This is a genomic window from Rhodococcus sp. NPDC019050 (genome assembly GCF_055664235.1).
Map to the genome: position 1 here is coordinate 112,282 of NZ_JBVOON010000004.1, position 25,267 is coordinate 137,548.

General features: G+C 67.5%; 22 protein-coding genes. 14 read left to right on the forward strand and 8 right to left on the reverse strand.

The features are described from left to right. Positions 1-86: 86 nt before the first annotated feature. From AC0B44_RS06840 to AC0B44_RS06855, 4 genes are all read left to right on the forward strand, one after another. Positions 87-1,877 (forward strand): acetyl/propionyl/methylcrotonyl-CoA carboxylase subunit alpha, encoded by a 1,791-nt coding sequence (locus AC0B44_RS06840; protein ID WP_471902178.1) that lies wholly within the window; start codon positions 87-89, stop codon positions 1,875-1,877. 234 nt (positions 1,878-2,111) lie between these two features. Next, positions 2,112-2,921 carry an MHYT domain-containing protein gene (locus AC0B44_RS06845; protein ID WP_471902179.1) on the forward strand — a complete coding sequence of 270 codons (810 nt, stop codon included), beginning with the start codon at positions 2,112-2,114 and terminating at the stop codon, positions 2,919-2,921. A gap of 9 nt (positions 2,922-2,930) precedes the next feature. Next, positions 2,931-3,311, forward strand: coding sequence for a DUF1707 SHOCT-like domain-containing protein (locus AC0B44_RS06850; protein WP_471902180.1), 381 nt, complete (start codon positions 2,931-2,933; stop codon positions 3,309-3,311). A gap of 42 nt (positions 3,312-3,353) precedes the next feature. Beyond that, on the forward strand, positions 3,354-3,713 hold the full coding sequence (locus AC0B44_RS06855) for a VanZ family protein (protein WP_471902181.1): 360 nt from the start codon (positions 3,354-3,356) through the stop codon (positions 3,711-3,713). A 27-nt stretch (positions 3,714-3,740) separates the two neighbouring features. Here the strand turns inward: AC0B44_RS06855 and AC0B44_RS06860 are convergent, their stop codons facing one another. From AC0B44_RS06860 to AC0B44_RS06870, 3 genes are all read right to left on the reverse strand, one after another. Further along, positions 3,741-4,577 (reverse strand): tyrosine-protein phosphatase, encoded by an 837-nt coding sequence (locus AC0B44_RS06860; RefSeq protein ID WP_471902182.1) that lies wholly within the window; start codon positions 4,575-4,577, stop codon positions 3,741-3,743. A gap of 48 nt (positions 4,578-4,625) precedes the next feature. Continuing rightward, complete coding sequence (gene lat / locus AC0B44_RS06865; RefSeq protein WP_471902183.1) at positions 4,626-5,963, reverse strand: L-lysine 6-transaminase; 1,338 nt, start codon at positions 5,961-5,963, stop codon at positions 4,626-4,628. Positions 5,964-6,030: 67 nt separating this feature from the next. Then, the gene (locus AC0B44_RS06870) at positions 6,031-6,480 is read right to left on the reverse strand and encodes an Lrp/AsnC family transcriptional regulator (RefSeq protein WP_471902184.1); all 450 of its coding nucleotides are present in this window, start codon (positions 6,478-6,480) and stop codon (positions 6,031-6,033) included. A 36-nt stretch (positions 6,481-6,516) separates the two neighbouring features. Here AC0B44_RS06870 and amaB point away from each other — a divergent pair, with 36 nt between their 5' ends. Beyond that, positions 6,517-8,019 (forward strand): L-piperidine-6-carboxylate dehydrogenase, encoded by a 1,503-nt coding sequence (gene amaB, locus AC0B44_RS06875; protein ID WP_471902185.1) that lies wholly within the window; start codon positions 6,517-6,519, stop codon positions 8,017-8,019. Between the two features lie 10 nt (positions 8,020-8,029). Here the strand turns inward: amaB and AC0B44_RS06880 are convergent, their stop codons facing one another. From AC0B44_RS06880 to AC0B44_RS06890, 3 genes are all read right to left on the reverse strand, one after another. After that, a complete protein-coding gene (locus tag AC0B44_RS06880) occupies positions 8,030-8,542 on the reverse strand; it encodes a tetratricopeptide repeat protein (protein WP_471902186.1) in 513 nt (170 codons plus the stop codon). 141 nt (positions 8,543-8,683) lie between these two features. Beyond that, positions 8,684-8,938 carry a DUF7218 family protein gene (locus tag AC0B44_RS06885; RefSeq protein ID WP_471902187.1) on the reverse strand — a complete coding sequence of 85 codons (255 nt, stop codon included), beginning with the start codon at positions 8,936-8,938 and terminating at the stop codon, positions 8,684-8,686. A gap of 128 nt (positions 8,939-9,066) precedes the next feature. Next, positions 9,067-9,741, reverse strand: coding sequence for a GntR family transcriptional regulator (locus AC0B44_RS06890; protein WP_471902188.1), 675 nt, complete (start codon positions 9,739-9,741; stop codon positions 9,067-9,069). A 236-nt stretch (positions 9,742-9,977) separates the two neighbouring features. On the opposite strand from AC0B44_RS06890, the gene AC0B44_RS06895 reads away from it, so the two are divergent. The 7 genes from AC0B44_RS06895 to AC0B44_RS06925 all read left to right on the forward strand — a co-directional run bounded on the left by AC0B44_RS06895 (position 9,978) and on the right by AC0B44_RS06925 (position 21,273). After that, positions 9,978-11,396: an MFS transporter gene (locus tag AC0B44_RS06895; protein ID WP_471902189.1), complete on the forward strand. Its 1,419-nt coding sequence runs from the start codon at positions 9,978-9,980 to the stop codon at positions 11,394-11,396. Between the two features lies 1 nt (position 11,397). Further along, the gene (locus AC0B44_RS06900) at positions 11,398-12,066 is read left to right on the forward strand and encodes an aspartate/glutamate racemase family protein (RefSeq protein WP_471902190.1); all 669 of its coding nucleotides are present in this window, start codon (positions 11,398-11,400) and stop codon (positions 12,064-12,066) included. A gap of 233 nt (positions 12,067-12,299) precedes the next feature. Beyond that, positions 12,300-13,844, forward strand: a complete 1,545-nt coding sequence (locus tag AC0B44_RS06905) for an AMP-binding protein (RefSeq protein WP_471902191.1) — start codon at positions 12,300-12,302, stop codon at positions 13,842-13,844. Positions 13,845-13,846: 2 nt separating this feature from the next. Beyond that, complete coding sequence (locus AC0B44_RS06910) at positions 13,847-15,238, forward strand: FAD-binding oxidoreductase (RefSeq protein WP_471902192.1); 1,392 nt, start codon at positions 13,847-13,849, stop codon at positions 15,236-15,238. Between the two features lie 89 nt (positions 15,239-15,327). Then, complete coding sequence (locus AC0B44_RS06915; protein ID WP_471902319.1) at positions 15,328-15,885, forward strand: hypothetical protein; 558 nt, start codon at positions 15,328-15,330, stop codon at positions 15,883-15,885. A 31-nt stretch (positions 15,886-15,916) separates the two neighbouring features. Beyond that, positions 15,917-20,476, forward strand: a complete 4,560-nt coding sequence (locus tag AC0B44_RS06920) for an ATP-dependent helicase (RefSeq protein ID WP_471902193.1) — start codon at positions 15,917-15,919, stop codon at positions 20,474-20,476. A gap of 2 nt (positions 20,477-20,478) precedes the next feature. Continuing rightward, positions 20,479-21,273 carry a DNA-formamidopyrimidine glycosylase family protein gene (locus tag AC0B44_RS06925; protein WP_471902194.1) on the forward strand — a complete coding sequence of 265 codons (795 nt, stop codon included), beginning with the start codon at positions 20,479-20,481 and terminating at the stop codon, positions 21,271-21,273. Here the strand turns inward: AC0B44_RS06925 and AC0B44_RS06930 are convergent. Beyond that, the gene (locus AC0B44_RS06930) at positions 21,249-21,866 is read right to left on the reverse strand and encodes a TetR/AcrR family transcriptional regulator (protein ID WP_471902195.1); all 618 of its coding nucleotides are present in this window, start codon (positions 21,864-21,866) and stop codon (positions 21,249-21,251) included. The two genes, AC0B44_RS06925 and AC0B44_RS06930, sit on opposite strands and share 25 nt — an antisense overlap. A gap of 50 nt (positions 21,867-21,916) precedes the next feature. On the opposite strand from AC0B44_RS06930, the gene AC0B44_RS06935 reads away from it, so the two are divergent. Together AC0B44_RS06935 and AC0B44_RS06940 are read left to right on the forward strand one after the other, a co-directional pair. After that, the gene (locus tag AC0B44_RS06935) at positions 21,917-22,939 is read left to right on the forward strand and encodes an oxygenase MpaB family protein (RefSeq protein WP_471902196.1); all 1,023 of its coding nucleotides are present in this window, start codon (positions 21,917-21,919) and stop codon (positions 22,937-22,939) included. 4 nt (positions 22,940-22,943) lie between these two features. Further along, a complete protein-coding gene (locus AC0B44_RS06940) occupies positions 22,944-23,486 on the forward strand; it encodes a hypothetical protein (RefSeq protein ID WP_471902197.1) in 543 nt (180 codons plus the stop codon). Positions 23,487-23,541: 55 nt separating this feature from the next. Here AC0B44_RS06940 and glpD read toward each other — a convergent pair whose 3' ends face one another. Further along, positions 23,542-25,257: a glycerol-3-phosphate dehydrogenase gene (gene glpD / locus AC0B44_RS06945; protein WP_471902320.1), complete on the reverse strand. Its 1,716-nt coding sequence runs from the start codon at positions 25,255-25,257 to the stop codon at positions 23,542-23,544. Between the last annotated feature and the right edge of the window lie 10 nt (positions 25,258-25,267).

A 25,267-nucleotide genomic window follows, 5' to 3' on the forward strand; every position in this document is an offset into this window, starting at 1 on the left:
ACGCCATCCGGTTACATCGTCTAGCGGATTGGTGCTTAGACTGCCGCTTGACGGAAATAACCTAACGATCGATAGCAGGAGGCTCCGTGCCCAGTCATGCCAGCGCGCAGATCACGAAGGTGCTCGTCGCGAACCGCGGCGAAATCGCTGTGCGGGTCATCCGCGCGGCGAAGGATGCGGGGTACGGCAGTGTCGCTGTCTACGCTGAGCCCGACGCCGACGCACAGTTCGTGAAGCTCGCAGACGAGGCGTTCGCGCTGGGCGGCACCACCTCCGCCGAGTCCTACCTGGTGTTCGACAAGATCCTCGACGCTGCGGCCAAGTCCGGCGCCGACGCGATCCACCCCGGTTACGGCTTCCTCTCGGAGAACGCCGACTTCGCTCAGGCTGTCATCGACGCGGGCCTGATCTGGATCGGCCCCTCCCCCCAGTCCATCCGCGACCTCGGCGACAAGGTCACCGCCCGGCACATCGCCGAGCGCGCGAAGGCCCCGATGGCGGCCGGCACCAAGGATCCCGTCAAGAACGCCGACGAGGTCGTCGAGTTCGCGAAGCAGTACGGCGTCCCGGTCGCGATCAAGGCTGCATTCGGTGGCGGCGGTCGTGGCATGAAGGTCGCGCAGACCATCGAGGAGATCCCCGAGCTCTTCGAGTCCGCCACCCGTGAGGCCATCGCCGCCTTCGGTCGCGGCGAGTGCTTCGTCGAGCAGTACCTCGACAAGGCACGCCACGTCGAGGCGCAGGTTCTCGCCGACCAGCACGGCAACGTCATCGTCGCCGGCACCCGCGACTGCTCGCTGCAGCGGCGCTTCCAGAAGCTCGTCGAGGAGGCGCCCGCGCCGTTCCTGACCGACGACCAGCGTGCGCGCATCCACGCATCGGCGAAGGCGATCTGCAAGGAGGCCGGTTACTACGGCGCCGGCACCGTCGAGTACCTGGTGCAGGGCGACACCGTCTCCTTCCTCGAGGTCAACACCCGCCTGCAGGTCGAGCACCCCGTGACCGAGGAAACCTCCGGCATCGACCTCGTCCGGCAGCAGTTCCGCATCGCCAACGGCGAAGAACTCGAGATCAAGGAAGATCCGACTCCGCGCGGCCATTCCTTCGAGTTCCGCATCAACGGTGAGGACGCCGGCCGCGGCTTCATGCCCGCTCCCGGCCCGATCACCGTGTACCGCGAGCCCACGGGCCCCGGCGTGCGTGTCGACTCCGGCGTCGTCCAGGGCGACGTCATCGGCGGCCAGTTCGACTCGATGCTCGCCAAGCTCATCGTCACCGGTGAGACCCGCGAGCAGGCGCTCCAGCGCGCCGCACGTGCCCTCGCCGAGTTCGAGGTCGACGGTCTGGCCACCGTCATCCCGTTCCACCGCCACATCGTCGAGAACCCGGCCTTCATCGGTGACGGCGAGAAGTTCGACGTCTATACCAAGTGGATCGAGACCGACTGGGAGAACCCCATCGAGCCGTTCACCCCGGGCGGTGCCGTCGAGGACGAGGACGAGGGTCTGCCCCGGCAGAACGTCGTCGTCGAGGTCGGCGGACGTCGCGTCGAGGTGTCGCTGCCCGGTCAGTTCTCGCTCGGCGGTGGCGGCGGCGCTGCCGGTGCCATCCGCAAGAAGCCGAAGCCGCGCAAGCGTGGTGGCGGCCAGGGCGGCAAGGCGTCGGGCGACGCGGTCACCGCGCCGATGCAGGGCACCGTGGTCAAGGTCGCTGTGACCGAGGGACAGGAAGTCGCCGAGGGCGATCTCATCGCGGTCCTCGAGGCCATGAAGATGGAGAACCCCGTCACGGCGCACAAGTCCGGCGTCGTCACCGGCCTCACGGTCGAGCCGGGTTCCGCCATCACCCAGGGCACGGTTCTCGCCGAACTCAAGTAACACCAGCACTTCTCGGGAGGCCCCCCACCGCGTCGTCGGTGCGGGGGCCTTCCGTCTTGTGCGCACCGCGACGGGTTCCACACCACGCCACGGGACTTCCAGCCTATCGGCGTGGGTATTTGTGACCTATTCTCTTCGAGACTGTCGGGGTCGCTGTCGCACTGTTGATTCCATCCGCGGCACGTAACCCCTGCATGCCGTGGAGGGTTACGTGCCGCCATCCGCAAGGGACGTATGTCGCACGAACTCCACCACTTCTCCATGGGAATGTGGCTCTTCGCCCTCGGTTGGTTCGCGTCTGCCGTGGGGTGTTACGCGGGTCTGACATGCGCCCGCCACGCCACCCGGATCGCCGAGTCTCGGGCCCGCTGGACCTTCCTCGCGAGCGTGGCGATCGGCGGCATAGGCGTCTGGCTGATGCACTTCATCGAAATGATGGGCTTCTCGGTTCCGGGATCGCCGGTCCGCTACGCGCTGGCGCCTACCCTGCTCTCCGTCGCATTGGCGGTCGGCGCGACCTGGTTCGGGCTGTGGATCCTCCAGGCGAACGTGCGGCTGCTGCGGTCGTGGTCGCCGGGTGAACGACTGTCCGTGGGAGGCGTGGTGATGGGTCTCGCGGTCGCCGCCATGCACTACACCGGCATGTCGGCGGTGCGGGTACAGGGAGAACTCGAACAGCAGAGTCCCTACATCGCGGGATCGGTGGCGATCGGGGTGGTCGCCTCGCTCACGGCCCTGTGGCTGTCCGGTTCGACGGAAAGCGCGGCGATGCGCAGCGTGGCCGCGGCGGTCATGGCCACCGCGGTGGTCGCGCTGCACTACACCGGCATGGCGGGAGTGGCAGTGCACGTGCTGCCGGACGCACCCGAGCCCACGGGGATGACCGTGACGTCGCTGATGTTCCCGGGATTCATCGTGGGGTTCGTCGTTCTCGGTGTGATCGTCCTGCTGCTCCTGGCGTCACCGAGCCACGACGACCTGCGCGCCGAGGCCGAGATCGCGGCCTGGGAATCGGACGCGCCCCGCACGCCTGATCTCCACTAGGCTGGACCCATGGGCGAGCGTCCCGAGGTCCGCATCGGAACGGCCGAACGCGAAGAAGCCGTGCAAATGCTCGGAGAACACTTCGCCGCCGGCCGGCTGACTCTCGACGAGTTCGACGAGCGGGTGACCCGCGCGACCGAAGCTCGTACCCGCGGCGACCTCGTCCCCCTGTTCCGCGACCTGCCGTCGGTGCCGCCCGCACTGCAACCGCGTGAGCCCAGCGAGAACGTCTATCTCAACCTCGTGATGCTGATTCCGCTCGTGCTCGTCGCGCTGCTGCTCCTGGTGGCGATCCGGCATCCGATCGCGGTCGTCCTGGCGCTCGTCGCCCTGTGGATGCTCGGGCGCCGCGCGTATCGGCTGGTCACGGAATGGCGAGCGCCGGGCTGACGGAATTCGTTGCCCGCGCCGGAGCCGACTAATGTTGCCGCCATGCCCCGATTCACCTGGCGACGAATGCTGCCCCTCCTGGTTGCCGCCGCCGTGATCACGGTGATGCTTCTCCTGCCCGGAGACACCACCCCTTCGGGGCCGCCGCACACCGACAAGGTGACCCACGCGCTGATGTTCGCGGTGCTCGCGTACTGCGCTCGGTACGCCCGTTTCACACCGGCGATCACGCTCGCGGGACTGGCCGTCTACGGCGTGCTCACCGAGGTGTTGCAGGCGACCGTCGCGGTTCGCCGGTCGGGATCGGTGTGGGACTGGTGCGCCGACCTCGTCGGCATCCTCGTCGGCCTCGCCGTCTTCGAGGTGCTCCGCCGACGCACCCGCGCGGCACGCTTGCGCTGAACGCGGTGCCTCCCGCTGGGGGTGCGCTCAGTTCGCCGGATCCGCCGACGCGACCAGACGGTCGCGCAGGGCTTGCAACTGCTCGTCGTCGAGGCCGAGTCCGGACGCGAAGTACTCGTCGATGGTGCCGTACCGGGTCGTCACCTCGTCGATCGCAGTCTCGAGATATTCGCGTCGCACACCGAGGATCGGGATCAGCATCTCGGGGTCGCCCCCGCGTTCGGCGAAACGGGCGAACATGGTGTCGAAAGCGGGCAGCAACATGTCGTTGGTCCGTAGGTAGTCGGTGAACACCGCCTCCTCGTCCGCGCCCGCGAACATGAGCAGCGACGCCGCCGCCCACCCCGTCCGGTCCTTCCCGGCGCTGCAGTGGACGAGCGCCGGAACATCGCCCCGCGCAAGGTCTTCTGCCAGAACCCGGTACGACGCGACCGCGCTCGGCAACGTCACGAAGTCGCGGTAGCTCCCGCGCAGGTACTCGGCGGCGCGGCCGTCACCGAACGCCTGGGCTGCCAACGCGGGATCGGCGACGATGTCGGGTAGCGCTGCCGCGACGGAGCCCTTGTCCCGGTCGGCGAGCACGTCGAGCGCGACGTGGCGGGCGTGCGCCGGAAGCCTGTCCGGACGGAGTTCCTGTTCCGCCGCCGTCCGGAGATCGAACACGGCGGCGATGCGCAGCGCCGCGAGCGTGTCGAGATCGGTCTCTGTGATCCGGCTCAGATCGGTCGACCGGTACACCACGCCGGTGCGCACCGCACCGCCGAAGGAACTCCGGTACCCGCCGATGTCACGAAGATTGGCCAGCGACGGGATCGCGAAGGTGCTGGTGTCTGCGGCCGGATCGTTGCCGAGTGCTTCGGTCATACCGACAAGCTACGGCGTCGTGCTCGGAGCCGGACAGTCGCTCACGGTTCAGTCGTACTGCGCCACCACCCGGTCCAGGGCGCCGAGCGCCTCGTCGAGTTCGGCGGTCGTCACCGTCAGCGGCGGCCGGAACCGGATTCCCCGGGTGCCGGTGCCGATCATGAGCACACGCTCGTCTTGGTACAGCGCGCTCAGCACCGCGTCGCGCACCCCCGCCGGCGGCAGGGTGATCGCACACATCAGCCCGCGGCCGCGCGGTTCCGTGACCGCGGGGTGGCGTGCGGCGAGGCGCTGCAATCCGGTCAGCAAGTGGGCTCCGGACCTGCGGGCGTGCTCCACGAGCCCGTCGCGTTCGACCACCTCGAGGGTGCGGCGGGCGCGGACCATGTCGGTCAGGTTTCCACCCCAGGTGGAGTTGATGCGCGAACTCACCGTGAACACGTTGTCGGGTATCTCGTCGATTCGCCCGCCCGCCATGATCCCGCAGACCTGTGTCTTCTTGCCGAACGCCACGATGTCGGGAGACACCCCGAACTGCTGGTACGCCCAGGTGGTGCCGGTGAGCCCGACGCCGGTCTGCACTTCGTCGAAGACGAACAATGCGTCGTTCGCGCGGCACAGATCCGCCATCGCCCGGAAGAACTCGGGACGGAAGTGGTGGTCGCCGCCCTCCCCCTGGACGGGTTCGGCGATGAAGCAGGCGATGTCGTGCGGACGCTCCGCGAACGCTGCGCGGGCCTGGTCGAGCGCGCGCTCCTCGGCTTCTGCGATGTCGCGGCCGTCGCACAGATAGGGCGCGTCGATGCGCGGCCAGTCGAACTTCGGGAAGCGGTCGGTCTTGACCGGATCGGTGTTGGTGAGCGACATGGTGTACCCGGTGCGACCGTGGAATGCCTCGCTCAGGTGCAGCACCGCGCCTCCCAGTGCGGGATCGATCCCACGGGACTCGTTGACGCGGCTCTTCCAGTCGAAGGCGGCCTTGAGGGCGTTTTCGACGGCGAGTCCACCACCGTCGACGAAGAACAGATGCGGCAGGCCGGGATCCCCGAGGACCCGGGCGAAGGTGTCGACGAACCGGGCCATCGGCACGGTGTAGATGTCGGAGTTGCTCGGCTTGTTCGGCGCGACCGTGCCGAACTCCTCTGCGGCACCGGGATCGTCCGCGAGTGCGGGATGGTTCATGCCGATCGCCGACGAGGCGAAGAACCCGAACATGTCGAGGTAGGTGGTGCCGTCGCGCTGGTCGACGAGCCGTACGCCGCGCGAGCGTTCGAGGTCGAGGACGAGGTCCACGCCGTCCGTGAGCAGGTGTCGTCGCAGGGTGTCGTGCACCCGGGCGGGCGACAGGGATTCGGCACTGTCCGAGTGCCGGAGCGCAGTACTCATGCGCTCACCATACGTACGTTTTTTCGGATCTCGGCACTGATTACAGGAAATTAACCGGGGAAGTCCCCTACTGTTCGTAAAAGGTTTGGAGGATGACGGTGCTGCGGGTCGCTACGTTGGCGGTGGCACGGATTTCCTGGAGGAGTTGTTCGAGCGCCCGCGGCGAGGCGACGCGCACCAGGAGGATGTAACTTTCGTCCCCGGCCACGGAGTGACAGGATTCGATGGCGTCGATATGGCGCAATCGCGCCGGGGCGTCGTCCGGCTGAGACGGATCGAGAGGGGTGATGGCGACGAACGCCGAGAGCGCAAGACCGAGCGCTTCCGGATCGATCCGCGCGCTGTACCCACGAATCACGTTGCGTGACTCGAGCCTGCGCACCCGGGACTGGACGGCCGACACGGACAGCCCCGCCTTGTCGGCAAGCGCGGCCAAGGTCGCCCGCCCGTCGATACCCAGTTCGCGCAGCAGCAACCGATCGATGTCGTCCAGTCCGTCTTTGCTCGATTCCGGCACCCGCGCAGATTATCCGAGCCCGAAGGGACGACACCGATGAATGCCACCTCCGACCTCCGCACACGTGCAGCCACCGCACTGAGCCGCTGCGGGGTCGAACTGCCGGACGGCGGTGCACTCGGCGTCACGAGCCCCGTCGACGGCACCGAACTCGCCCGAGTGCCCCTCCACTCCGCCGAGGACGTCGATTACGCCATCGCCCACGCGGCACACGCGTTCGAGCAGTGGCGCGACGTGCCCGCCCCGGTTCGCGGCCGGCTCGTCCGCCGGCTCGGTGAGTTGCTCGTCGAGCACAAGAGCGACCTGGCAGAACTCGTCACGCTCGAGGTCGGGAAGATTCCGTCCGAGGCCGCGGGCGAGGTGCAGGAGATGATCGACGTCTGCGACTTCGCCGTCGGATTGTCGCGCCAGCTGTACGGGCGGACGATGCCGTCCGAACGTCCCGGCCACCGCCTCATGGAGACCTGGCATCCGCTCGGTGTCGTCGGGGTGATCTCGGCCTTCAACTTCCCGGTGGCGGTGTGGTCGTGGAACACCGCGATCGCGCTCGTATGCGGCGACCCGGTGGTGTGGAAGCCGTCCGAGACCACCCCGCTCACCGCACTCGCCTGCGACGCCCTGCTACGCCGCGCCGCCGAGGAGGTGGGCGCACCCGACGGGCTGCACCACGTCGTGCTCGGGGACGCGACAGTCGGGGAAGTCCTGGTCGACGACCCGCGGATTGCGCTCGTGAGCGCCACCGGCTCGGTCCGGATGGGACGCCTCGTCGCTCCTCGCGTGGCAGCGCGGTTCGGCCGGTCCCTGCTCGAACTCGGCGGCAACAACGCCGCGATCGTCACCCCATCGGCAGATCTCGACCTCACCGTGCGCGGAGTGGTGTTCTCGGCTGCCGGCACCGCAGGACAACGGTGCACCTCGCTGCGCCGGCTCATCGTGCACCGGTCGATCGTCGACACGGTCGTCGAGCGGATCGGCAAAGCCTATTCCGGGTTGCAGGTCGGCAACCCCTTCGACGAGGGCGTGCTCGTGGGGCCGCTGGTCTCCGAAGCCTCGTACGAGGCGATGCGCGACGCACTCGATCGCGCGGAACGCGACGGCGGAACTCTCGTCACCGGAGGGGAACGGGTCGACGTGCCCGGCGGCGGGGCCTACGTCTCCCCCGCCCTGGTGCGCATGCCGGACCAGACCGACGTGGTTCGGGAGGAGACCTTCGCGCCGATCCTGTACGTCCTCGAGTACGACGACCTCGACGAGGCGATCACCCTGCACAATGCCGTGCCGCAGGGCTTGTCGTCGTCGATCTTCACGCTCGATCAGCGCGAGGCCGAACAGTTCCTCTCGCGCTCCGACTGCGGTATCGCGAACGTCAACATCGGCACGTCGGGGGCGGAGATCGGCGGCGCATTCGGTGGCGAGAAGGAGACAGGTGGAGGTCGCGAGTCCGGTTCGGATTCGTGGAAGGCGTACATGCGCCGCGCGACCAATACCGTGAACTACTCGACGGAACTTCCGCTCGCGCAGGGCGTCGAATTCGGCTGAGTACCCGGCGTCACTCGTCGAGTGACGCCAGGTACTCCGCGTTCCCGCGCACAGCCGCCTCGTAACGTTTCACCTCGGCTGAGTCCACCCGATCCGCGATCAACGACAGTGCCTCTGCCAAAGCAGTATTCGGACGTCCGGCTGCGTGCAGTGACAGGATCTCGAACAGCCGAAGCGAGTCGGATTCCGGGTACTGCTGTCGAGCATCGGCGAACACGGCCAGGGATTCCTCGAACCGTCCCAGGTTCCGTAATGTGCTGCCGTACTGGAGCAGGGCTCTCCGGCGTCGATCCCCGGAGAGCCCTGCCTCGAAGGCCTCCAGGTAGTACTTCTCGGCCGTACCCTCTTGTCCCGCAGTGTCGTAAGACCCGGCAAGTTCGTACAGCACTGCCGCATTTCCGGGGTTGGCCCCGAGAAGTGCCGCGAAGTACTCGATCGTGGGGTTCATGTTCGCGCGGTCTCGCGCGTCGAAGCCGGCAGCGATGGCTGCCTCCAGTTCGGGCGAGTTCTCTGAATCCGACATGCCCCGACTATTACAGTTCGGTGGACACGAACGGATACTCCGTTGTCAGAATTCGGACGAAACGTGTCGAAGTGGACGCTGAGCGCCGTGCGTCGACCTTCTCGCCGCCCGGATCGACCGCGAGTCCAGGTTGCCCACTCGTCAGTGGTTGCGCAATGCGTCCACGAGTTCGTTCTTGCGCATGCTCGAGTAGCCGCTCAACCCGAGTTCTTTCGCCCGCTTCTTCAGTTCGCCGACGGTCCAGTCGTCGTACGAGCCGGATTCTCCGCCCTTCTTTCCCACCTTCGATTTGCCCTGGGCAGCGGCAGCATTGGAAATCCGGGCGGCTTTCTCCTTCGACGCACCGTCTCGCAACTCCTCGTACATCTTTTCGTTCTTGATGGACGAATTCGGCATCGTTGTCTCCTCTCCGGTGTGCGGTGGTGTACCCGTCAGGTCCCGCTCCGACACGTCTCGAGCCAGAACAGTCGCGACGGCCGCGCGGGCTGTGGTTCCGTTCCCACCGGCGATCAGCACCGGAGACGTCAACTCTCCGGATCGAACCCGGGGACGGAGGACAACGTACGGAAAGTTCGCCGCCTCCCCCACTCGACGTGTGCATAGGCGAGCGACGAGGCAAGATCCACATCGCCCTGGACGATCGCGTCGACGAGAGAAATGTGTTCGCCGTGACGAACCTGCGGATCCCGCTCGATATTCGCGACATTCAAGCGGGTGCTGCGTTCACGAAGCGGTTCCATGAGTACACCCAACAGGTCGTTCCCACAGAGGTCCTCGATCGCCGCGTGAATGTCACCGCTGTGGGTGTGAAAGCCGGGGAGATCTTCCCGGGTGAGAGCTTCCTCCGCTGCCCGCAGGGCTTCCGACAACCGCTCCGGGGATGCCCCGTTCGCGACGGCAGCGGCTGCCCGCCGGGCAGCGAGCGGCTCGAGCGCGGATCTGATGTCGTACAACTGATTCACCCCGCTTCGAGTCACCTTTGTGACGATCGCGGGCCGACGCGGCGAGAGCGTGACGAGCCCTGCCGCCTCGAGCATCGGCAGCGCTTCACGGATCGGGACCCGGGATACCTGCAACTCTGCCCCGAGGTCCCGTTCGCTCAGTGAATCGCCGGCGGCCAACCGTCCGTCGTTGACCCGGTCACGGATCTCTTCGAAAACCCATCGGGACAGGCTCGAGTGCCCGTTTCCTGCAGCCATGGATGCCTTCCGGTCGATCAGACAATTCCGCCGATCTCACGAGCGTAGTTCCGCTTTGCTTGGTATACCGCAACGGAGGCGTGTGACCCGATCTGTTCCAGACCGGACGGACGACCAACGATGTTTCGGCCGTTCAAGTGCGATGAAACGACTTCTTAACTCGGCGGCAACCTACAACGACACGACGCTCGATAACTTTCTCGTCACCTACTGGTATACCAAGCAGAGGAAGCTTGATGAGCACTCCTGTAACTGAACCCGTGGACTCGTCCCCCGGAGACCCCGCCCCGAAAGACACCCTCAGCAACCAGATCGAAGCTGCGTACTCACGTATCGGAGTCACCTCGGCGCACATCGGCATCGTCGCCATGGTGTTGTTCGGCGTCTTCTTCGACGCAATCGAACAGAACACAGTGGGCATAGCCGGCCCGATTCTGAAAGCGGACTGGGGCCTGGGAGGTACCCAGATCGGACTGCTCAACACTGCTACCTTCACGGCCGTCGCCCTCGGTCGAATCCTTGCGGGCGCCGTCATGGACAAACTCGGACGACGCACGCTGCTGGGCGCGAACCTCATCGTCTTCTCGATCGGCTCGCTCCTCTGCGCACTGGCGCCCAACTACGAGGTACTGGTCGGCGCACGCTTCCTCGTCGGACTGGGACTCGGCGGTGAGATCGCCGTGGCCGTCATCATGCTGTCGGAATTCTTCTCGGCACGGCACCGCGGAACCGCGGTCGGTCTGATCAATGTCGCGGCGGCCGGCCTCGGCAACATGCTTGCGCCCTTGTTCGGCGTCATCGTGTTCGCTGTGTTCTCAGGGCCCGACAATTGGCGCTGGCTCTTCGGCCTGCTCGTTCTGCCTGCTCTCGCTGTCGTGGTTTTCCGGCGCTCACTGCCCGAGACACCTCGATACCTTGCAGCCACCGGCAGAATCGGCGAGGCCAACGTGGTCATCGCCCGACTCGCTCAGGGCAAACTTCGCGGTCCCGTCGACCCGTCGATCACCTACCTCGACCCTTCCCTGGCCGAGGTCGAGGAGGCTACCCCGAAGTCCCGGTGGACCGAGATATTCGGGAAGCGTTACCGCCGTGCCACACTCGCACTCGGTATCGCTGTCTGCATGTCCTACGCCGCTCAGATTTCGATGCTCACACTCATTCCTGTGATCCTGACCGAGCGCGGCCTGTCCATCAACACCGCTCTTTGGTACACCCTCGTCATGCAGTCGGGCTCGCTCGCGGGTGCGCTCACCGCGGCGCTGATCGCACGTAGACTCCCCCGAAAGCTGACACTGACGTGCGGCGCTTTGCTCGGTTTTGTCGCGGCGCTCGGATTCGGGTTCTTCGCAACGAACATCGGACTCGTCCTCGTGTTCGGTGCGTTGTTCAACTTCGCGGTGATCATCCTCAACACCACCATCTGGCTCTTCGCGCCCGAGCAGTACCCGACCCGCATCCGCGGACTGGCGACGTCCGTCATCCTCGCCATCGGTTCACTGTCCGGCGGGTTGTTCCCGCTGATCGCCGGAGCCGTCCTGGACGCTTCGGGGGTCGGTGCGATGTTCGGCCTGCTTACCGCGCTCTTCCTGGTGTGCGGTATCGCGGTGCAGTTCCCCCGAGAAACGGTCGGACAGCCTATGCCCGAGGACATCTGACGTGACCGACTCCATCCTCGTCGTCAATCCGAACACCAACGAGGAGACCACCGAGATGCTGGTCGAGGTGGCAGCCGGCTTGCTGGCCGAAACCGGTACCAGGGTTATCGGAATAACCGCACGGGCCGGCCCACGCATGATCACGAATGCGGCGGCCCTGACCGACGCCGCGACACACACGGTCGACGTCGCGATGGAGGGTATCGAACTCCACGATCCCGTCGCCATCATCGTCGGAGCCTTCGGCGACCCCGGAGTGTCCGAGCTTCGCTCGCTGACCGACATTCCCGTGGTGGGGATCGGCGAGGCGGCTGTACTCGCGGCAAGCAAAGGTGGTCGACGCTTTGCCATTGCGACCACGACCGGCGAGTTGGCCGACAGCCTGTGCTCGCTGGTGGCGCGAGTCGACCCGAGTGCCGACTTCGCCGGAGTAATGCTCACCAGTACCGGGCCGCTCGCGCTCGCGTGCGCCCACGAGGAAAGCGTGACCGAACTCGACGCAGCAGTAGACGAGGCCGCCGCAGCGGGAGCAGAGGCTGTGGTCATCGGTGGCGGCCCCTTGAGCGCTGCAGCACGTGTGCTGTCTGCTCGCTCCGATGTCGTGATCATCGAGCCGGTACCCAGCGCGGTCGAGTGGGTGCTCGAAAGGATCGTCGAGCCTGCGATCTGACGACTCGTCGGCACAAGCACACCAGAGATATATGCGGCGCACTTCTTCAGGACGCGGTCGACATGCGGCGCCTCGATACCCGATCCACTCGAGGCGACGCACGACCGAGGTGTTTCCACCCGGTCCAAAAAGCGCTACCGGAAGCCGGAGGTCGCCCTCGTACCGACCACGTGGGCCCTACGCTCCTGCAGGATTATGTGTCCTGCACCACACCCTGTGGTAAACCGGGGAACATGTACCCAGGGAACTTCGTCGCCACCACGCCCGACAAGCCGGCGATCATCCGGCCCGCGACCGGCGAGTCGCTCACCTACCTCGAACTCGACGAACGCTCCACCCGGTTGGCGAAGCATCTGCGTGCCGCAGGACTCGAGCCGGGCGATCACCTCGCGTTGATCTCCGACAACGATCTGCGGGTGATGGAGGTGTACTGGGCGGCGCTGCGGTCGGGCCTCTACATCACCGTCGTCAACCGTCACCTCACCCTTGGGGAAGCCGCGTACATCGTCGAGGACTGCGATGCGAAGGTGCTGATCGTCTCGGCGCGGGCTGTCTCCGCCGTCGACACCTCCCCCGGCGCCTACCCGGGCGTCTCCCACCGCCTGGTGTTCGGCGGGTCGCTGCCCGGCTTCGGCGATTACGAGAACGCCCTCTCGGGCTACGACACCTCACCTCTGGACGATCAGCCCCGCGGCCGCGACATGCTGTACTCGTCCGGCACGACCGGCCGCCCCAAGGGCATCGAACCGGCGCTGGCCACCGGTCAGGTCCACGACACTCCCGATCCGTACACCGCGGTGTTCGCGCCGATGTACGGGTTCGACGACACGACCGTCTACCTGTGTCCCGCACCGCTGTATCACGCTGCCCCGCTGCGGTTCTGCGGCACGATCCAGTCCGTGGGCGGAACCGTGGTCCTCATGGACCGCTTCGACGCCGAGGAAGCGCTCGCCCTGATCGAGAAGTACTCGGTGACCGCCTCCCAATGGGTACCGACGATGTTCGTGCGAATGCTGAAATTGCCCGAGGAGACGCGGGCGAAGTACGACGTGTCGAGCATGAAGGTCGCGATCCACGCCGCGGCGCCGTGCCCACCGGAGATCAAACGGGCGATGATCGAGTGGTGGGGTCCGGTGATCCACGAGTACTACGCGTCCACGGAGGGCGCGGGCGCGACGTTCATCGACTCCGAGCAGGCCCTCGCCCGTCCGGGATCGGTGGGCCGCGACGGCATCATGGGCATCGTCCACATCTGCGGCGACGACGGCGACGAACTTCCCACCGGCTCGATCGGAACGGTGTGGTGGGAGCGCGACGAACACCCCTTCCGGTACCACAACGATCCCGAGAAGACCGAGAAGGCAACGCATCCCGGTCATCCGACGTGGACGACGAGCCTGGATATCGGGTACCTCGACGACGACCGCTTCCTCTACCTGACCGACCGTGCTGCGTTCATGATCATCTCCGGTGGGGTCAACATCTACCCGCAGGAGTCGGAGCACGTTCTCACCCTCCACCCGAAGGTCTACGACGTGGCGGTGATCGGAGTACCGAACACCGAAATGGGCGAAGAGGTCAAGGCTGTCGTGCAACTCGCGGAGGGAATCGTCCCGAGCGACGAACTCGAACAGGAACTGCTGGATTACGTGCGCGCCAGAGTGTCGCATTTCAAGGCGCCGCGAAGTATCGACTTCTCCGACGACCTGCCCCGCACGCCCACGGGCAAACTGGTCAAGCACAAGTTGCGTGCCCGCTACGTTCCCGCGGCAGGTTGACGATGTCCACCGTCCGCGGAACCGACTCGACCGCAGTGTCGCTCGCAGAACTGTCCGGCGAACTGCCGGAGGGCGCACTAGTCACAGATCCGGACATCCTCGCCGGATACCGCCACGACCGTGCCCAGAACCCGGCCGCCGTCGTGCCCGTCGCGCTGGTGCGCGCCACCTCCACCGCCGACGTGCAGGCGACGCTGCGATGGGCATACTCCCATCGCGTCCCGGTGGTGCCGCGCGGAGCCGGAACCAGCCTGTCGGGCGGGTCGGGTGGCATCGCCGGCGGGATCGTGCTCAGCACCGAGAAGATGCGCGCGATCACCGTCGACATCGATACGCGCACCGCGGTCGCGCAGCCCGGACTGTTGAATTCCGAGGTCAAGCGGGCCGCTGCGGAGCACGGATTGTGGTACCCGCCGGATCCGTCGTCGTTCGAGATCTGCACGATCGGAGGCAATGCCGCGACGAACGCGGGCGGGCTGTGTTGCGTGAAGTACGGGGTCACCTCCGACTACGTGCTCGGCATGGAAGTGGTGCTCGCGGACGGCACCGCCGTGCGACTGGGCGGCCCGAGACTCAAGGATGTCGCGGGCCTTTCCCTGACGAAACTGTTCGTCGGCAGCGAGGGCACGCTGGGCGTCATCACGGAAGTGACCCTGCGACTGCTGCCGCCGCAGCCACCGGCGTCGACGATGGTCGCGACATTCGGGTCGGTGCAGTCCGCGGCCGACGCGGTCGTCGCGATCACCGGCGTGCTGCGGCCGGCGATGCTCGAATTCATGGATCGGACCACGATCGGAGCCGTGGAGGACATGCTGCGGATGGGCCTCGACCTGTCCACCGAGGGAATGCTCATCGCGCGGTCGGATGCCCCCGGCGCGGCCGCCGCCGAGGAGATCGCGCAGATGGCGCAGGCGTGCAGGGACGCGGGCGCCGACGAAGTGTTCACCACCGACGATCCCGACGAGGGGGAAGCGTTCGCCGCGGCCCGCCGGATGGCCATTCCCGCGGTCGAGCGGACGGGGACGTTGTTGCTCGAGGATGTGGGAGTGCCTATACCCGCGCTTCCCGCGCTCGTGGAGGGCATCGCCGCGCTCGCCGCCGAGCACGATGTCACCGTCGCGGTCATCGCGCATGCCGGTGACGGAAACACCCATCCGCTGATCGTGTACGACCCCGCCGACGCGGAGATGACCGTGCGAGCACAGGAGGTGTTCGGCAAGATCATGGATCTCGCGATCGAATTGGGCGGGACGATCACCGGCGAACACGGCGTGGGACGACTGAAGAAGCCGTGGCTCCCCGACCAGGTCGGGCCCGACGTCATCGCGCTGACCAGGCGAATCAAGGATGCTCTGGACCCTCGATCGATCCTCAATCCGGGAGTGGTGTTGTGACGCGACCGCACGACACGGGGCGCGCGGTGACGCCGAGTGTGACCCTGCACCCGCGCAGGCCGGTGAACGGACATAATCGTCGCGTGAACATGCGTGCGACCGACTCCGTCTCCGAACTCCCCCTGCGCGACACCAAGTATCGCGAGCTCGCGCGATACCCCGAATTCGGAGTCGTCACAGCGTGGTTGCGCGACTATGTCCGGTCGAGCGTGCCCAACGCGCGGATGAGCGAGCGGGAGTACTGGTCGGTCTCGTGCCTCCCCGACACCTCGGTGTCGGCGGCGGGCCGCCGGCTCGTCACCGTGCACGCCGGCGACCTCGAAGTGGCCGGTCTCTATCTCGAGACCCCGGGGCCGGGCGTGCGCAATGTCCACGGGTGGATCACCGTGATGCGCAAGGACCTGGAAGTGGCGTGCGGGGCGCCGCTCGACCGGGTCGCCGCGACGTCCCCGGCCCTGCGCGTCACGGAAAGCGGCCCGAGGGCAATCATCGGATGGACGGAGACGCCGGAGAGCAAGGAGCAGTTCGAGGCCCTCCCGTGGCGGGCTCCGGCGCGCGCTCTCGTCACCGAATTGGTCCGCACCGGACGCAACCGCTGGGCCGACCTGCATTCACCCCAGATCGCCCAGTTCGCGTTCGAGGACTGAGACTGTCGGCGGTCGGGTGCACGATGGACAGGTGAGCGCTGTCCTCGACCGATTCTCCGAGCCGACCCGCGAATGGTTCGGAGGAGCCTTCGACGCGCCCACACCCGCTCAGCTCGGCGCGTGGGAATCGATCTCGTCGGGAGCGCACACCCTGGTGGTGGCCCCGACCGGTTCGGGCAAGACACTGTCGGCGTTCCTCTGGTCGCTCGACCGGCTCGCCGCCACCCCGGCCGAGGAGACGGTCGTCCGGGAACAGCGGACGCGGGTGCTCTACGTCTCGCCGCTCAAAGCTCTCGCGGTCGACGTCGAACGCAATCTGCGCTCGCCGCTGGTCGGGATCACCCAGACCGCCAAACGGCTCGGTCTCACCCCGCCGGACATCAGCGTGGGGGTCCGCTCCGGCGACACCTCGCAGGCCGACCGGCGCAAGCTCGCGCGCACTCCTCCCGACATCCTGATCACCACTCCCGAGTCGCTGTTCCTCATGCTCACCTCGTCTGCGCGGGAGAACCTCGCCGGGGTCGAGACGGTCATTGTCGACGAGGTGCACGCCGTCGCGGGCACCAAGCGCGGCAGCCACCTCGCGCTGTCGCTCGAACGGCTCGACCTGCTGCTCCGCACCCCCGCGCAGCGCATCGGGTTGTCCGCGACGGTGCGGCCGCACGAGGAGGTAGGCCGGTTTCTCGCCGGGGGCGCACCGATCCGGATCGTCGCTCCCCCGGCCGCCAAGACCTGGGATCTGACCGTGCGGGTGCCCGTGGAGGACATGACCGAACTGGGCGTCGCCGAACCCGACGAGGACTCCGCCTCCCCGACCCCTCAGGCCGGATCCATCTGGCCGCACGTCGAAGAACAGATCGTCGACCTGATCACAGCCCACCGGTCGACGATCGTGTTCGCCAATTCTCGTCGTCTCTCCGAGCGACTCACCGCCCGTCTCAACGAGATCTACACCGAACGCGCCGGCACCGACGTCGAGCGCACGGGCAAACCTCCGGCGCAGATCGGGGCACCCACCGAAGTCACGTACGGCGCCGAACCGGTGCTGGCCCGCGCCCACCACGGCTCGGTCAGCAAGGATCAGCGCGCCCTCATCGAGGACGACCTCAAAAGCGGGCGGCTACGGTGCGTGGTGGCGACGTCGAGCCTCGAACTCGGCATCGACATGGGCGCGGTCGACCTCGTGATCCAGGTGGAAGCCCCACCGTCCGTCGCCAGTGGGCTGCAACGGGTGGGACGCGCCGGCCACCAGGTCGGCGAGACGTCGCGGGGTGTGCTCTTCCCCAAGCACCGCACCGACCTCATCCACTGCGCCGTGACGGCGGAACGCATGGTCGCCGGGCAGATCGAAGCCTTGCAGGTGCCCGCGAACCCGCTCGACGTACTTGCTCAGCAGACGGTCGCCGCCACGGCGCTCGAACCTGTCGACGTCGACGACTGGTTCGACACCGTCCGCCGCAGCGGGTCGTTCGCGACGCTGTCGCGGCCGGTGTTCGAGTCGGTACTCGACCTGATCGCCGGCCGCTATCCGTCCGACGAGTTCTCCGAACTGCGGCCCCGTGTGGTCTGGGACCGCACCGAGGGCACGCTCACCGGGCGTCCGGGCGCGCAGCGGCTCGCCGTCACGTCGGGCGGCACCATTCCCGACCGCGGCCTGTTCACCGTGTTCATGGTCGGCGAGAAGAACACCCGCGTCGGTGAACTCGACGAAGAGATGGTCTACGAGTCGAGGGTCGGCGACGTGTTCGCACTCGGGGCCACGAGCTGGAGGATCGAGGAGATCACGTTCGACCGGGTCCTGGTGTCCCCGGCATACGGTCGTCCCGGTCGCCTCCCGTTCTGGCACGGCGACAGCCAGGGCCGCCCCGCCGAGCTCGGTGCCGCGCTGGGCGCGTTCATCCGCGAACTGGGACACGCCGACGTCGAGGAAGCCGAATCACGTTGCCGCAAAGTCGGACTCGACGACAACGCGACGGTCAACCTCATCGGTCTGCTCGCCGAGCAACGCACCGCCACGGGCCAGCTCCCCACCGACCGCACCCTCGTCGTCGAACGGTTCCGCGACGAACTCGGCGACTGGCGGCTGGTGTTGCACTCGCCGTTCGGGCTGCGGGTACACGCGCCGTGGGCGCTCGCGGTCGGCGCCCGGTTGCTCGAGCGTTACGGCGTCGAATCCCATCCGACAGCCTCCGACGACGGCATCATCGTGCGACTCCCCGACGCCGACGACGCCCCTCCCGGATCGGACATCTTCATCTTCGATCCCGACGACATCGACGACATCGTCACCGAGCAGGTGGGCGGATCGGCGCTGTTCGCGTCGCGGTTCCGTGAGTGTGCGGCCCGTGCACTGCTGCTGCCGCGCCGCAATCCCGGCAAGCGGGCGCCGCTGTGGCAACAGCGGCAGCGGTCGGCCCAGTTGCTCGACGTCGCCCGCCGGTATCCGACCTTCCCGATTCTTCTCGAGACCGTCCGGGAATGCCTGCAGGACGTCTACGACCTGCCCGCCCTGCACGATCTGCTCGGCCGCGTCGCTCGCCGCCAACTCCGTCTCGTCGAGGTGGAAACCCCGACGGCCTCCCCCTTCGCGTCGTCGCTGCTGTTCAACTACGTCGGGGAGTTCCTCTACGAAGGCGACAGCCCGCTCGCGGAACGCCGCGCGGCCGCGTTGTCGCTCGATTCGACTCTGCTCGCCGAGTTGCTCGGCCGTGTCGAGTTGCGCGAACTGCTCGACGCCGACGTCATCACGGACGCCGAACTCGAACTGCAGCGACTGGCACCGGACCGGCGCGCGCACGACGCCGAGGGTGTCGCCGACCTGTTGCGGCTGCTCGGTCCGCTCACCGACGCCGAACTGCGCGCCCGCACCACCGACGACCCCACCGAGTGGATCGCCGATCTCGCCCGTCAGCGCCGGGCCCTGCGCGTCGCGTATGCGGGCGAACAATGGTGGGCGGCCATCGAAGACGCGTCCCGCCTGCGCGACGCGCTCGGTGTGCCCCTGCCCATCGGCGTTCCGGCCGCCTTCGTCGAGCCGGTCGCTGATCCACTCGGTGATCTCGTCGGCCGCTATGCCCGCACGCACGGTCCGTTCACCGCCGCCGAGGTCGCTGCCCGATTCGGCCTCGGCGCCGCTGTCGTCGACGCCGTGCTGGGTCGACTGGCCGCCGAGAGACGGGTCACCTCGGGCGAGTTCCGTCCCGGTTCCACCGGTTCCGAGTGGTGCGATTCGGAGGTCCTGCGACGGTTGCGGCGGCGTTCGCTCGCGGCCGCGCGCCAGGACGTCGAACCGGTCAGCACGGCCACGCTCGGCCGGTTCCTTCCCGACTGGCACCATCTCGGCCGCGGTGCCGGAGGTACCGCCCTCTACGGGCTCGACGGGGTACTCACCGTAGTCGAGCAACTCGCCGGGGTGCCGCTCCCCGCGAGCGCACTCGAACCGCTGATCCTCGCGCCCCGCGTCCGCGACTACTCGCCGACGATGCTCGACGAGCTGACGTCGACGGGCGAAGTGGTGTGGTCGGGCGCCGGCTCGATCTCGGCCAAGGACGGCTGGGTGGTGCTGCATCCGGCCGATCTCGCTCCCATGACGCTCGCCGCCCCCGAGGATCTGGACCTGTCTCCGGTCCATCGCGCGATCCTCGACTCACTCGAGGGCGGCGGTGCGTACTTCTTCCGCCAGCTCGCCGGTGCGGTCGCCGCCGGCGAACCCTCCGCAACCGACGCGAATGTCGCTGCCGCGCTGTGGGAACTGGTGTGGGGCGGGTACATCGCGGGCGACACCCTGGCGCCGCTACGGGCATTGATCGGCGACACCTCCCGCGCCACTCCCGCGCACCGCACACCGCGGCGGGCACCGCGCGGGCGGATGTACCGGCCACGACCGGCGATGCCGTCGCACACCGGGCCCCCCACCGTGAGCGGCCGATGGTCCTTGCTTCCCGAACGCGAGCCCGATCCCACGATCAGGGCGCACGCCACCGCCGAACTGCTGCTCGAGCGGTACGGGGTCGTCACCCGGGGTGCCGTAGTGAGCGAGGGCATCCCCGGAGGGTTCGCCACGATGTACAAGGTGCTCACCCGATTCGAGGAACGCGGCCGTTGCCGGCGCGGATACTTCGTCGACTCCCTGGGGGGTGCCCAGTTCTCGACACCCCCGGTCGTCGACCGGTTGCGCTCGTTCGCCGACTCGATAGAGGGACGTCACGACGAGACGGCGGCAGTCACGCTGGCGGCCTGCGACCCCGCCAACCCGTACGGTGCAGCGCTCGCGTGGCCGAAGTCGGCTGCTCCCGACGACGCACCCCGCCACCGTCCCGGCCGAAAGGCGGGCGGTCTGGTGGTGCTCGTCGACGGTGGTCTCGTGTTGTTCATCGAACGCGGCGGGCGCACGATGCTCACGTTCGACGACGATCCGGGGCGGTTGCGCACCGCGTGCGCGTCCCTCGCCGCCGCCGTCAAGCGCGGAGGCGTCGACAAGATCGTCGTGGAGAAGGTCGACGGTGACTCCATCCACGGGCACACCTTCGCCGAAATCCTTGCCGAAGCGGGGTTCTCGGCGACACCGCGCGGTTACCGGCTGAGGTTCTGACGATGCCGGAAGGCGATACAGTCCATCAGGCAGCGGCACGGCTGCACACCGCCCTCGCGGGCAGAACGCTGACCGAGTGCGACTTCCGGGTACCCCGTTTCGCCACAGCCGATTTCACGGGAGCTGTCGTCGACGAAGTGGTGTCGCGGGGCAAGCACATCTTGATCCGGTTGCCCGAGAACACGATCCATTCGCATCTGAAGATGGAGGGCGAGTGGCACGTGTACGAACGGGGTGCGCGGTGGCGCAAGCCGGGTTTCAAGGCTCGCGTGGTGCTGGGTACCGAACGCATTCAGGCAGTGGGGTTCGAACTGGGGATCCTAGAGGTGCTCCCCCACGCTCGGGAGGACGATGCGGTCGGTCATCTCGGACCCGATCTGCTCGGCGCCGACTGGGATCCGGTGCGCGCGGCGGAGAACCTGTCCCGCGACCCGTCGCGGCCGATCGGCGCGGCGTTGCTCGATCAGCGCACCATGGCGGGCGTGGGCAATGTGTACCGGTCCGAACTGTGCTTCCTGCGCGGCGTGGACCCGCGGGAGCCTGTGGGCGAGTCGGGCGACCCCCGCGGCTGGGCGGACCTTGCGCACCGCGTTCTCACCGCGAACCGCGACCGGACGGTGAGGGTCACGACAGGTGATCGTCGGCGTGGCCGCAATCTCTGGGTGTACGGGCGGCGGGGCGAACCGTGCCGCCGCTGTGGGACACCCATCGAATCCTGGGAACTGGGCACGGCGACGGACCCGGAACGGATCGTCTACCGGTGCCCGCACTGTCAGCCGCGCGGTACCGGCCCGTAGGTTTCGGCAGCGTGCTCCAGAAGCGAAACACAGTGCGACACCAGCGTTTCCCTGGGCACCGTGATATCGCCTTCGAGATACCCCATGAACATGCTGGTGAAGGACCCAACCAACCCGACGGCCACCAGGTGCCGATATGCCCGGTCGTCGATGCCGACGAGACGATCCTCGACGAGGGCAACGAACGCCGGGGCGAGTTCGAGTCCCCGGCTGCTGAGCGCGGGTTCGCGGAGCGGAGCCAGGAGCAGCACGCGTCCCTTGGCCGGATCGCCGACCGCGAGGTCGACGAAGGCGCGCACCGCGGCCTCCGCGATGCCGGTGGGTGGGGCCGAGGCGACCGCCTCCGACAGTGCGTCGCGGGCCTGTTCCGCGACGTGGGCGTAGACCTCACGGACGAAGGTGTCGCGATCGGCGAAGCTCTCGTAGAAGTACCGCTCGGTGAGTTCGGCTGCGCGGCACACGGCGCGGACGTTGGCGATCGAACCGTCGGGTGCTCCGATCAGGTCGGTGCCGGCGGTGATGAGACGTTCCCGGCGTACCCGTCGGCGTTCTTCGATGCCGACCCCGGCCCAACTGCGGCGCGTGGTGCCCACTCTTGTTTCCCGTCGTTGACTACGTGCCGAACAGATCCTACTCTGACAACATGCGTAGTCAGTACTCCGACGGTCAGAGCGTCGACGAGCAGTCCCCGAACTCCGGCGAGGCGGCCCGTCCGGTTGCGCCGCCCGAACCCCTCGGTCCCGACTCGCTGACCTGGAAATACTTCGGCGGGTGGCGGGGCATGCTGTTCGGCCCCTGGGCCGGGTCGATGCAGAACATGCATCCAGGTCTCGGCGCCGGCGTCGAGGAACACTCGGAGTTCTTCGACGAGCGCTGGGAACGTCTCTACCGGTCGCTGTACCCGATCTACGGTGTCGTCTTCGACGGACCGAAAGCACTCGAAACCGCCACCCAGGTTCGGGGTTACCACAACACCATCCGGGGAGTGGACAAGAAGGGTCGCAAGTACAGCGCGCTCGACCCGGGCACCTTCTACTGGGCGCACGCCACGTTCGTCTACAGCCTCATGGTGTCGATCGAGTGGTTCGACGGCCCGCTCACCCTCGAGCAGAAGCACCGGCTTTTCGACGAACACGTCCAGTGGTACCGCCTCTACGGCATGCCGATGCATTCGGTTCCCGAGTCGTGGGAGGCGTTCCTCGAGTACTGGGACCACATGTGCCGCAATGTCCTCGAAGACAACAAGGCGACCCGTGACGTGCTCGATCTGTCCGGCCTGGACCGGCCGCCGTTCCTTCGGTGGTTCCCGGAACCGATTTGGAAAGCGTTGCGTCCGCCGGTGACCGCCGGGTTCGTCTGGCTCACCGTCGGCCTCTACGATCCGCCGGTGCGCGACCTGCTGGGATATCGCTGGAGCGCGCGCGACGAGAAGATCCACGCCCTCGTGGGCCGCGCAATCGGTCTCGGCGGCAAGGTCGTGCCGACACGCTTCCGCTATCACCCGCGCGCCCGCGCCGGCTTGGATCGCGCCGCCGGTCGCATCGCTCAGGACGCCCCGGTGCTGCACACCCCCGGACGGAATCTGCCGCCCGTCGATCGCCGTGACTCGCCCGTCCACTACAGCCCGAAAGTGACCTCACGGCACCGGCCCGGTGTGACACGCTGACCGTGTGTCCCCCACCCCGGCCCGCGACGTACCGCGCCGCCGGTTGGTTCCGTCCCGTCGGGTTCCGCTCTCTCGCAACACGGCGGCAAGCCGGATAAGTGCGTACGTCTACGGCAATGTGCTCGTCCTCGCGGCCCTGGTTCCCATCACGACCACCAAGCAGTACATCGGCATCGCGATCGTGCTGGGCACCGCGCTCTCGACGTTTCTCGCGCACGCTTTCGCCGAGTCGGTCTCGCAGAGCGTGCGGTCGGCGCGGCCGCTCACCCGCGCCGAGCGCTGGGAAGAACTCCGCAACTCCGTCCCGATCCTGTCGTCCGCGTCGCTGCCGTGCCTCGTACTTCTCACGGCGTGGCTCGGGTGGCTCGAACCGCGTACGGCACAAGTCCTTGCCGAGGTGGCGATCCTGATCCGCATCGGTTCGACGGTGTTCGTCGTCCAGCGCTTACAGGGCCGTCCCGCCGGCACCACGACCGTCTTCGCGGCATTGGGGTTGGCCCTGCTGGCGTCGGTGGTCGTGATCGTCAAAATCGCCCTGACACACTGACACACAGGCGCACTGACACACAGCTCACTGACGCACCGGAATCACCGCACGCAGGTCACCGGGTGATCGGTACCGGCTCCAGGATCTCCCCGCGCGCTTCGGGCGCCGCGACCCGCAGTGCGTCGGCCGACTCGTCGTCGGGCTGGGTCTGCGACAGGATCTCGGCCTCCACCCGGGCCCGGTAGATCTCGACCTCGCGGTCGACCGTCTCGTCGTCCCAGCCCAGCAGCGGTGCGACGAGCCGTGCCACCTGCTCGGCGCAGTGCACGCCGCGGTGGGAGTACTCGATGGCGATCCGGGTGCGGCGGGCCAGGATGTCCTCGAGATGCAGCGCGCCCTCCGCCGCCACCGCGTACACCGCCTCCACCTGGAGATACCGCGGCGCGTCGGTCAGCGGTTCGAGCAACTCGGGTCGGCCCTTCGTGTGTTCGAGAACCTGGTCGATCATCGAGCCGTACCGGTCGAGCAGGTGCTTGACCCGGTAGGGATGGAGTCCGTACTCCTCGGCGAGGGACATCGTCTGGTTGACCAGCGCGAAGTACCCGTCGGCGCCCACCAGGGGCACCTTGTGCGTGATCGACGGGGCGATCCGCGTGGGAATGTCCTCGGCGGCGAGATCGACCGCGTCCTCGGCCATCACCCGATACGTCGTGTACTTGCCACCAGCGATGGCGATGAGACCGGGTGCGACGCGCGCAACGGCGTGTTCGCGCGACAGTTTCGAGGTTTCGTCGCTCTCCCCCGCCAGCAGTGGCCGCAACCCGGCGTACACGCCGTCGATGTCGTCATGGGTGAGAGGCACCACCAGCACGCGGTTGACGTGGTCGAGGATGTAGTCGATGTCCGCTTTCGTGGCCGCGGGGTGGGCGAGGTCGAGGTTCCAGTCGGTGTCGGTGGTCCCGATGATCCAGTGATTGCCCCACGGGATGACGAACAGCACGGACTTCTCGGTGCGCAGGATGATCGCCGAGTCGCTCACGATGCGATCACGCGGCACGACGATGTGGACACCCTTCGACGCCCGCACCCGGAATCTGCCCCGCTGGCGGGACAGCGCTTGGATCTCGTCGGTCCACACGCCCGTCGCGTTGATGACCGCGCGCCCGCGGACCTCGATGACCGATCCGTCCTCGGAGTCGCGCACCCGCACCCCCGCTACCCCGTCGGCTTCTCGCAGGAATCCGACGACCTGCGTGGAGGTCCGCACCACCGCACCGTAGTGCGCGGCCGTTCGCGCGACCGTCATGGTGTGGCGCGCGTCGTCGACAACGGTGTCGTAATACGAGATTCCCCCGGTCAGCGAGGAACGCTTGAGACCGGGGACCATACGCAACGCGCCCGCCCGCGTCAGGTGCTTCTGCGCCGGCACCGATTTCGCGCCGCCCATCCGGTCGTACAGGAAGATCCCGGCACCGATGTACGGGCGTTCCCACACCCGATGAGTGAGCGGAAACAGGAACTTCAACGGCTTGACCAGGTGCGGGGCGAGCGTAGTGAGCGCAAGTTCGCGTTCGCGCAGTGCTTCCCGCACCAGACCGAACTCGAGTTGTTCCAGGTATCGCAAACCGCCGTGGAACATCTTCGACGAGCGGCTCGACGTCCCGGACGCGTAATCGCGGGCCTCGACGAGCGCAACCCGTAGTCCTCGTGTCGCCGCGTCGAGCGCCGCACCGGCGCCCACCACGCCGCCCCCGATGACGATCACGTCGAACTCTTCCGTGGCGAGTTGCCGCCACGCGTCGGCGCGCTGCTGCGGCCCGAGGGGTTGCACACCTGGTTGA

Bases quoted from the DNA above. Each gene is read 5' to 3' on its own strand.
- AC0B44_RS06845 (WP_471902179.1), top strand. From the start codon at position 2,112: ATGTCGCACGAACTCCACCACTTCTCCATGGGAATGTGGCTCTTCGCC.
- AC0B44_RS06850 (WP_471902180.1), top strand. From the start codon at position 2,931: ATGGGCGAGCGTCCCGAGGTCCGCATCGGAACGGCCGAACGCGAAGAA.
- AC0B44_RS06855 (WP_471902181.1), top strand. From the start codon at position 3,354: ATGCCCCGATTCACCTGGCGACGAATGCTGCCCCTCCTGGTTGCCGCC.
- AC0B44_RS06860 (WP_471902182.1), bottom strand. From the start codon at position 4,577: ATGACCGAAGCACTCGGCAACGATCCGGCCGCAGACACCAGCACCTTC.
- lat (WP_471902183.1), bottom strand. From the start codon at position 5,963: ATGAGTACTGCGCTCCGGCACTCGGACAGTGCCGAATCCCTGTCGCCC.
- amaB (WP_471902185.1), top strand. From the start codon at position 6,517: ATGAATGCCACCTCCGACCTCCGCACACGTGCAGCCACCGCACTGAGC.
- AC0B44_RS06880 (WP_471902186.1), bottom strand. From the start codon at position 8,542: ATGTCGGATTCAGAGAACTCGCCCGAACTGGAGGCAGCCATCGCTGCC.
- AC0B44_RS06885 (WP_471902187.1), bottom strand. From the start codon at position 8,938: ATGCCGAATTCGTCCATCAAGAACGAAAAGATGTACGAGGAGTTGCGA.
- AC0B44_RS06890 (WP_471902188.1), bottom strand. From the start codon at position 9,741: ATGGCTGCAGGAAACGGGCACTCGAGCCTGTCCCGATGGGTTTTCGAA.
- AC0B44_RS06895 (WP_471902189.1), top strand. From the start codon at position 9,978: ATGAGCACTCCTGTAACTGAACCCGTGGACTCGTCCCCCGGAGACCCC.
- AC0B44_RS06905 (WP_471902191.1), top strand. From the start codon at position 12,300: ATGTACCCAGGGAACTTCGTCGCCACCACGCCCGACAAGCCGGCGATC.
- AC0B44_RS06910 (WP_471902192.1), top strand. From the start codon at position 13,847: ATGTCCACCGTCCGCGGAACCGACTCGACCGCAGTGTCGCTCGCAGAA.
- AC0B44_RS06915 (WP_471902319.1), top strand. From the start codon at position 15,328: ATGCGTGCGACCGACTCCGTCTCCGAACTCCCCCTGCGCGACACCAAG.
- AC0B44_RS06925 (WP_471902194.1), top strand. From the start codon at position 20,479: ATGCCGGAAGGCGATACAGTCCATCAGGCAGCGGCACGGCTGCACACC.
- AC0B44_RS06935 (WP_471902196.1), top strand. From the start codon at position 21,917: ATGCGTAGTCAGTACTCCGACGGTCAGAGCGTCGACGAGCAGTCCCCG.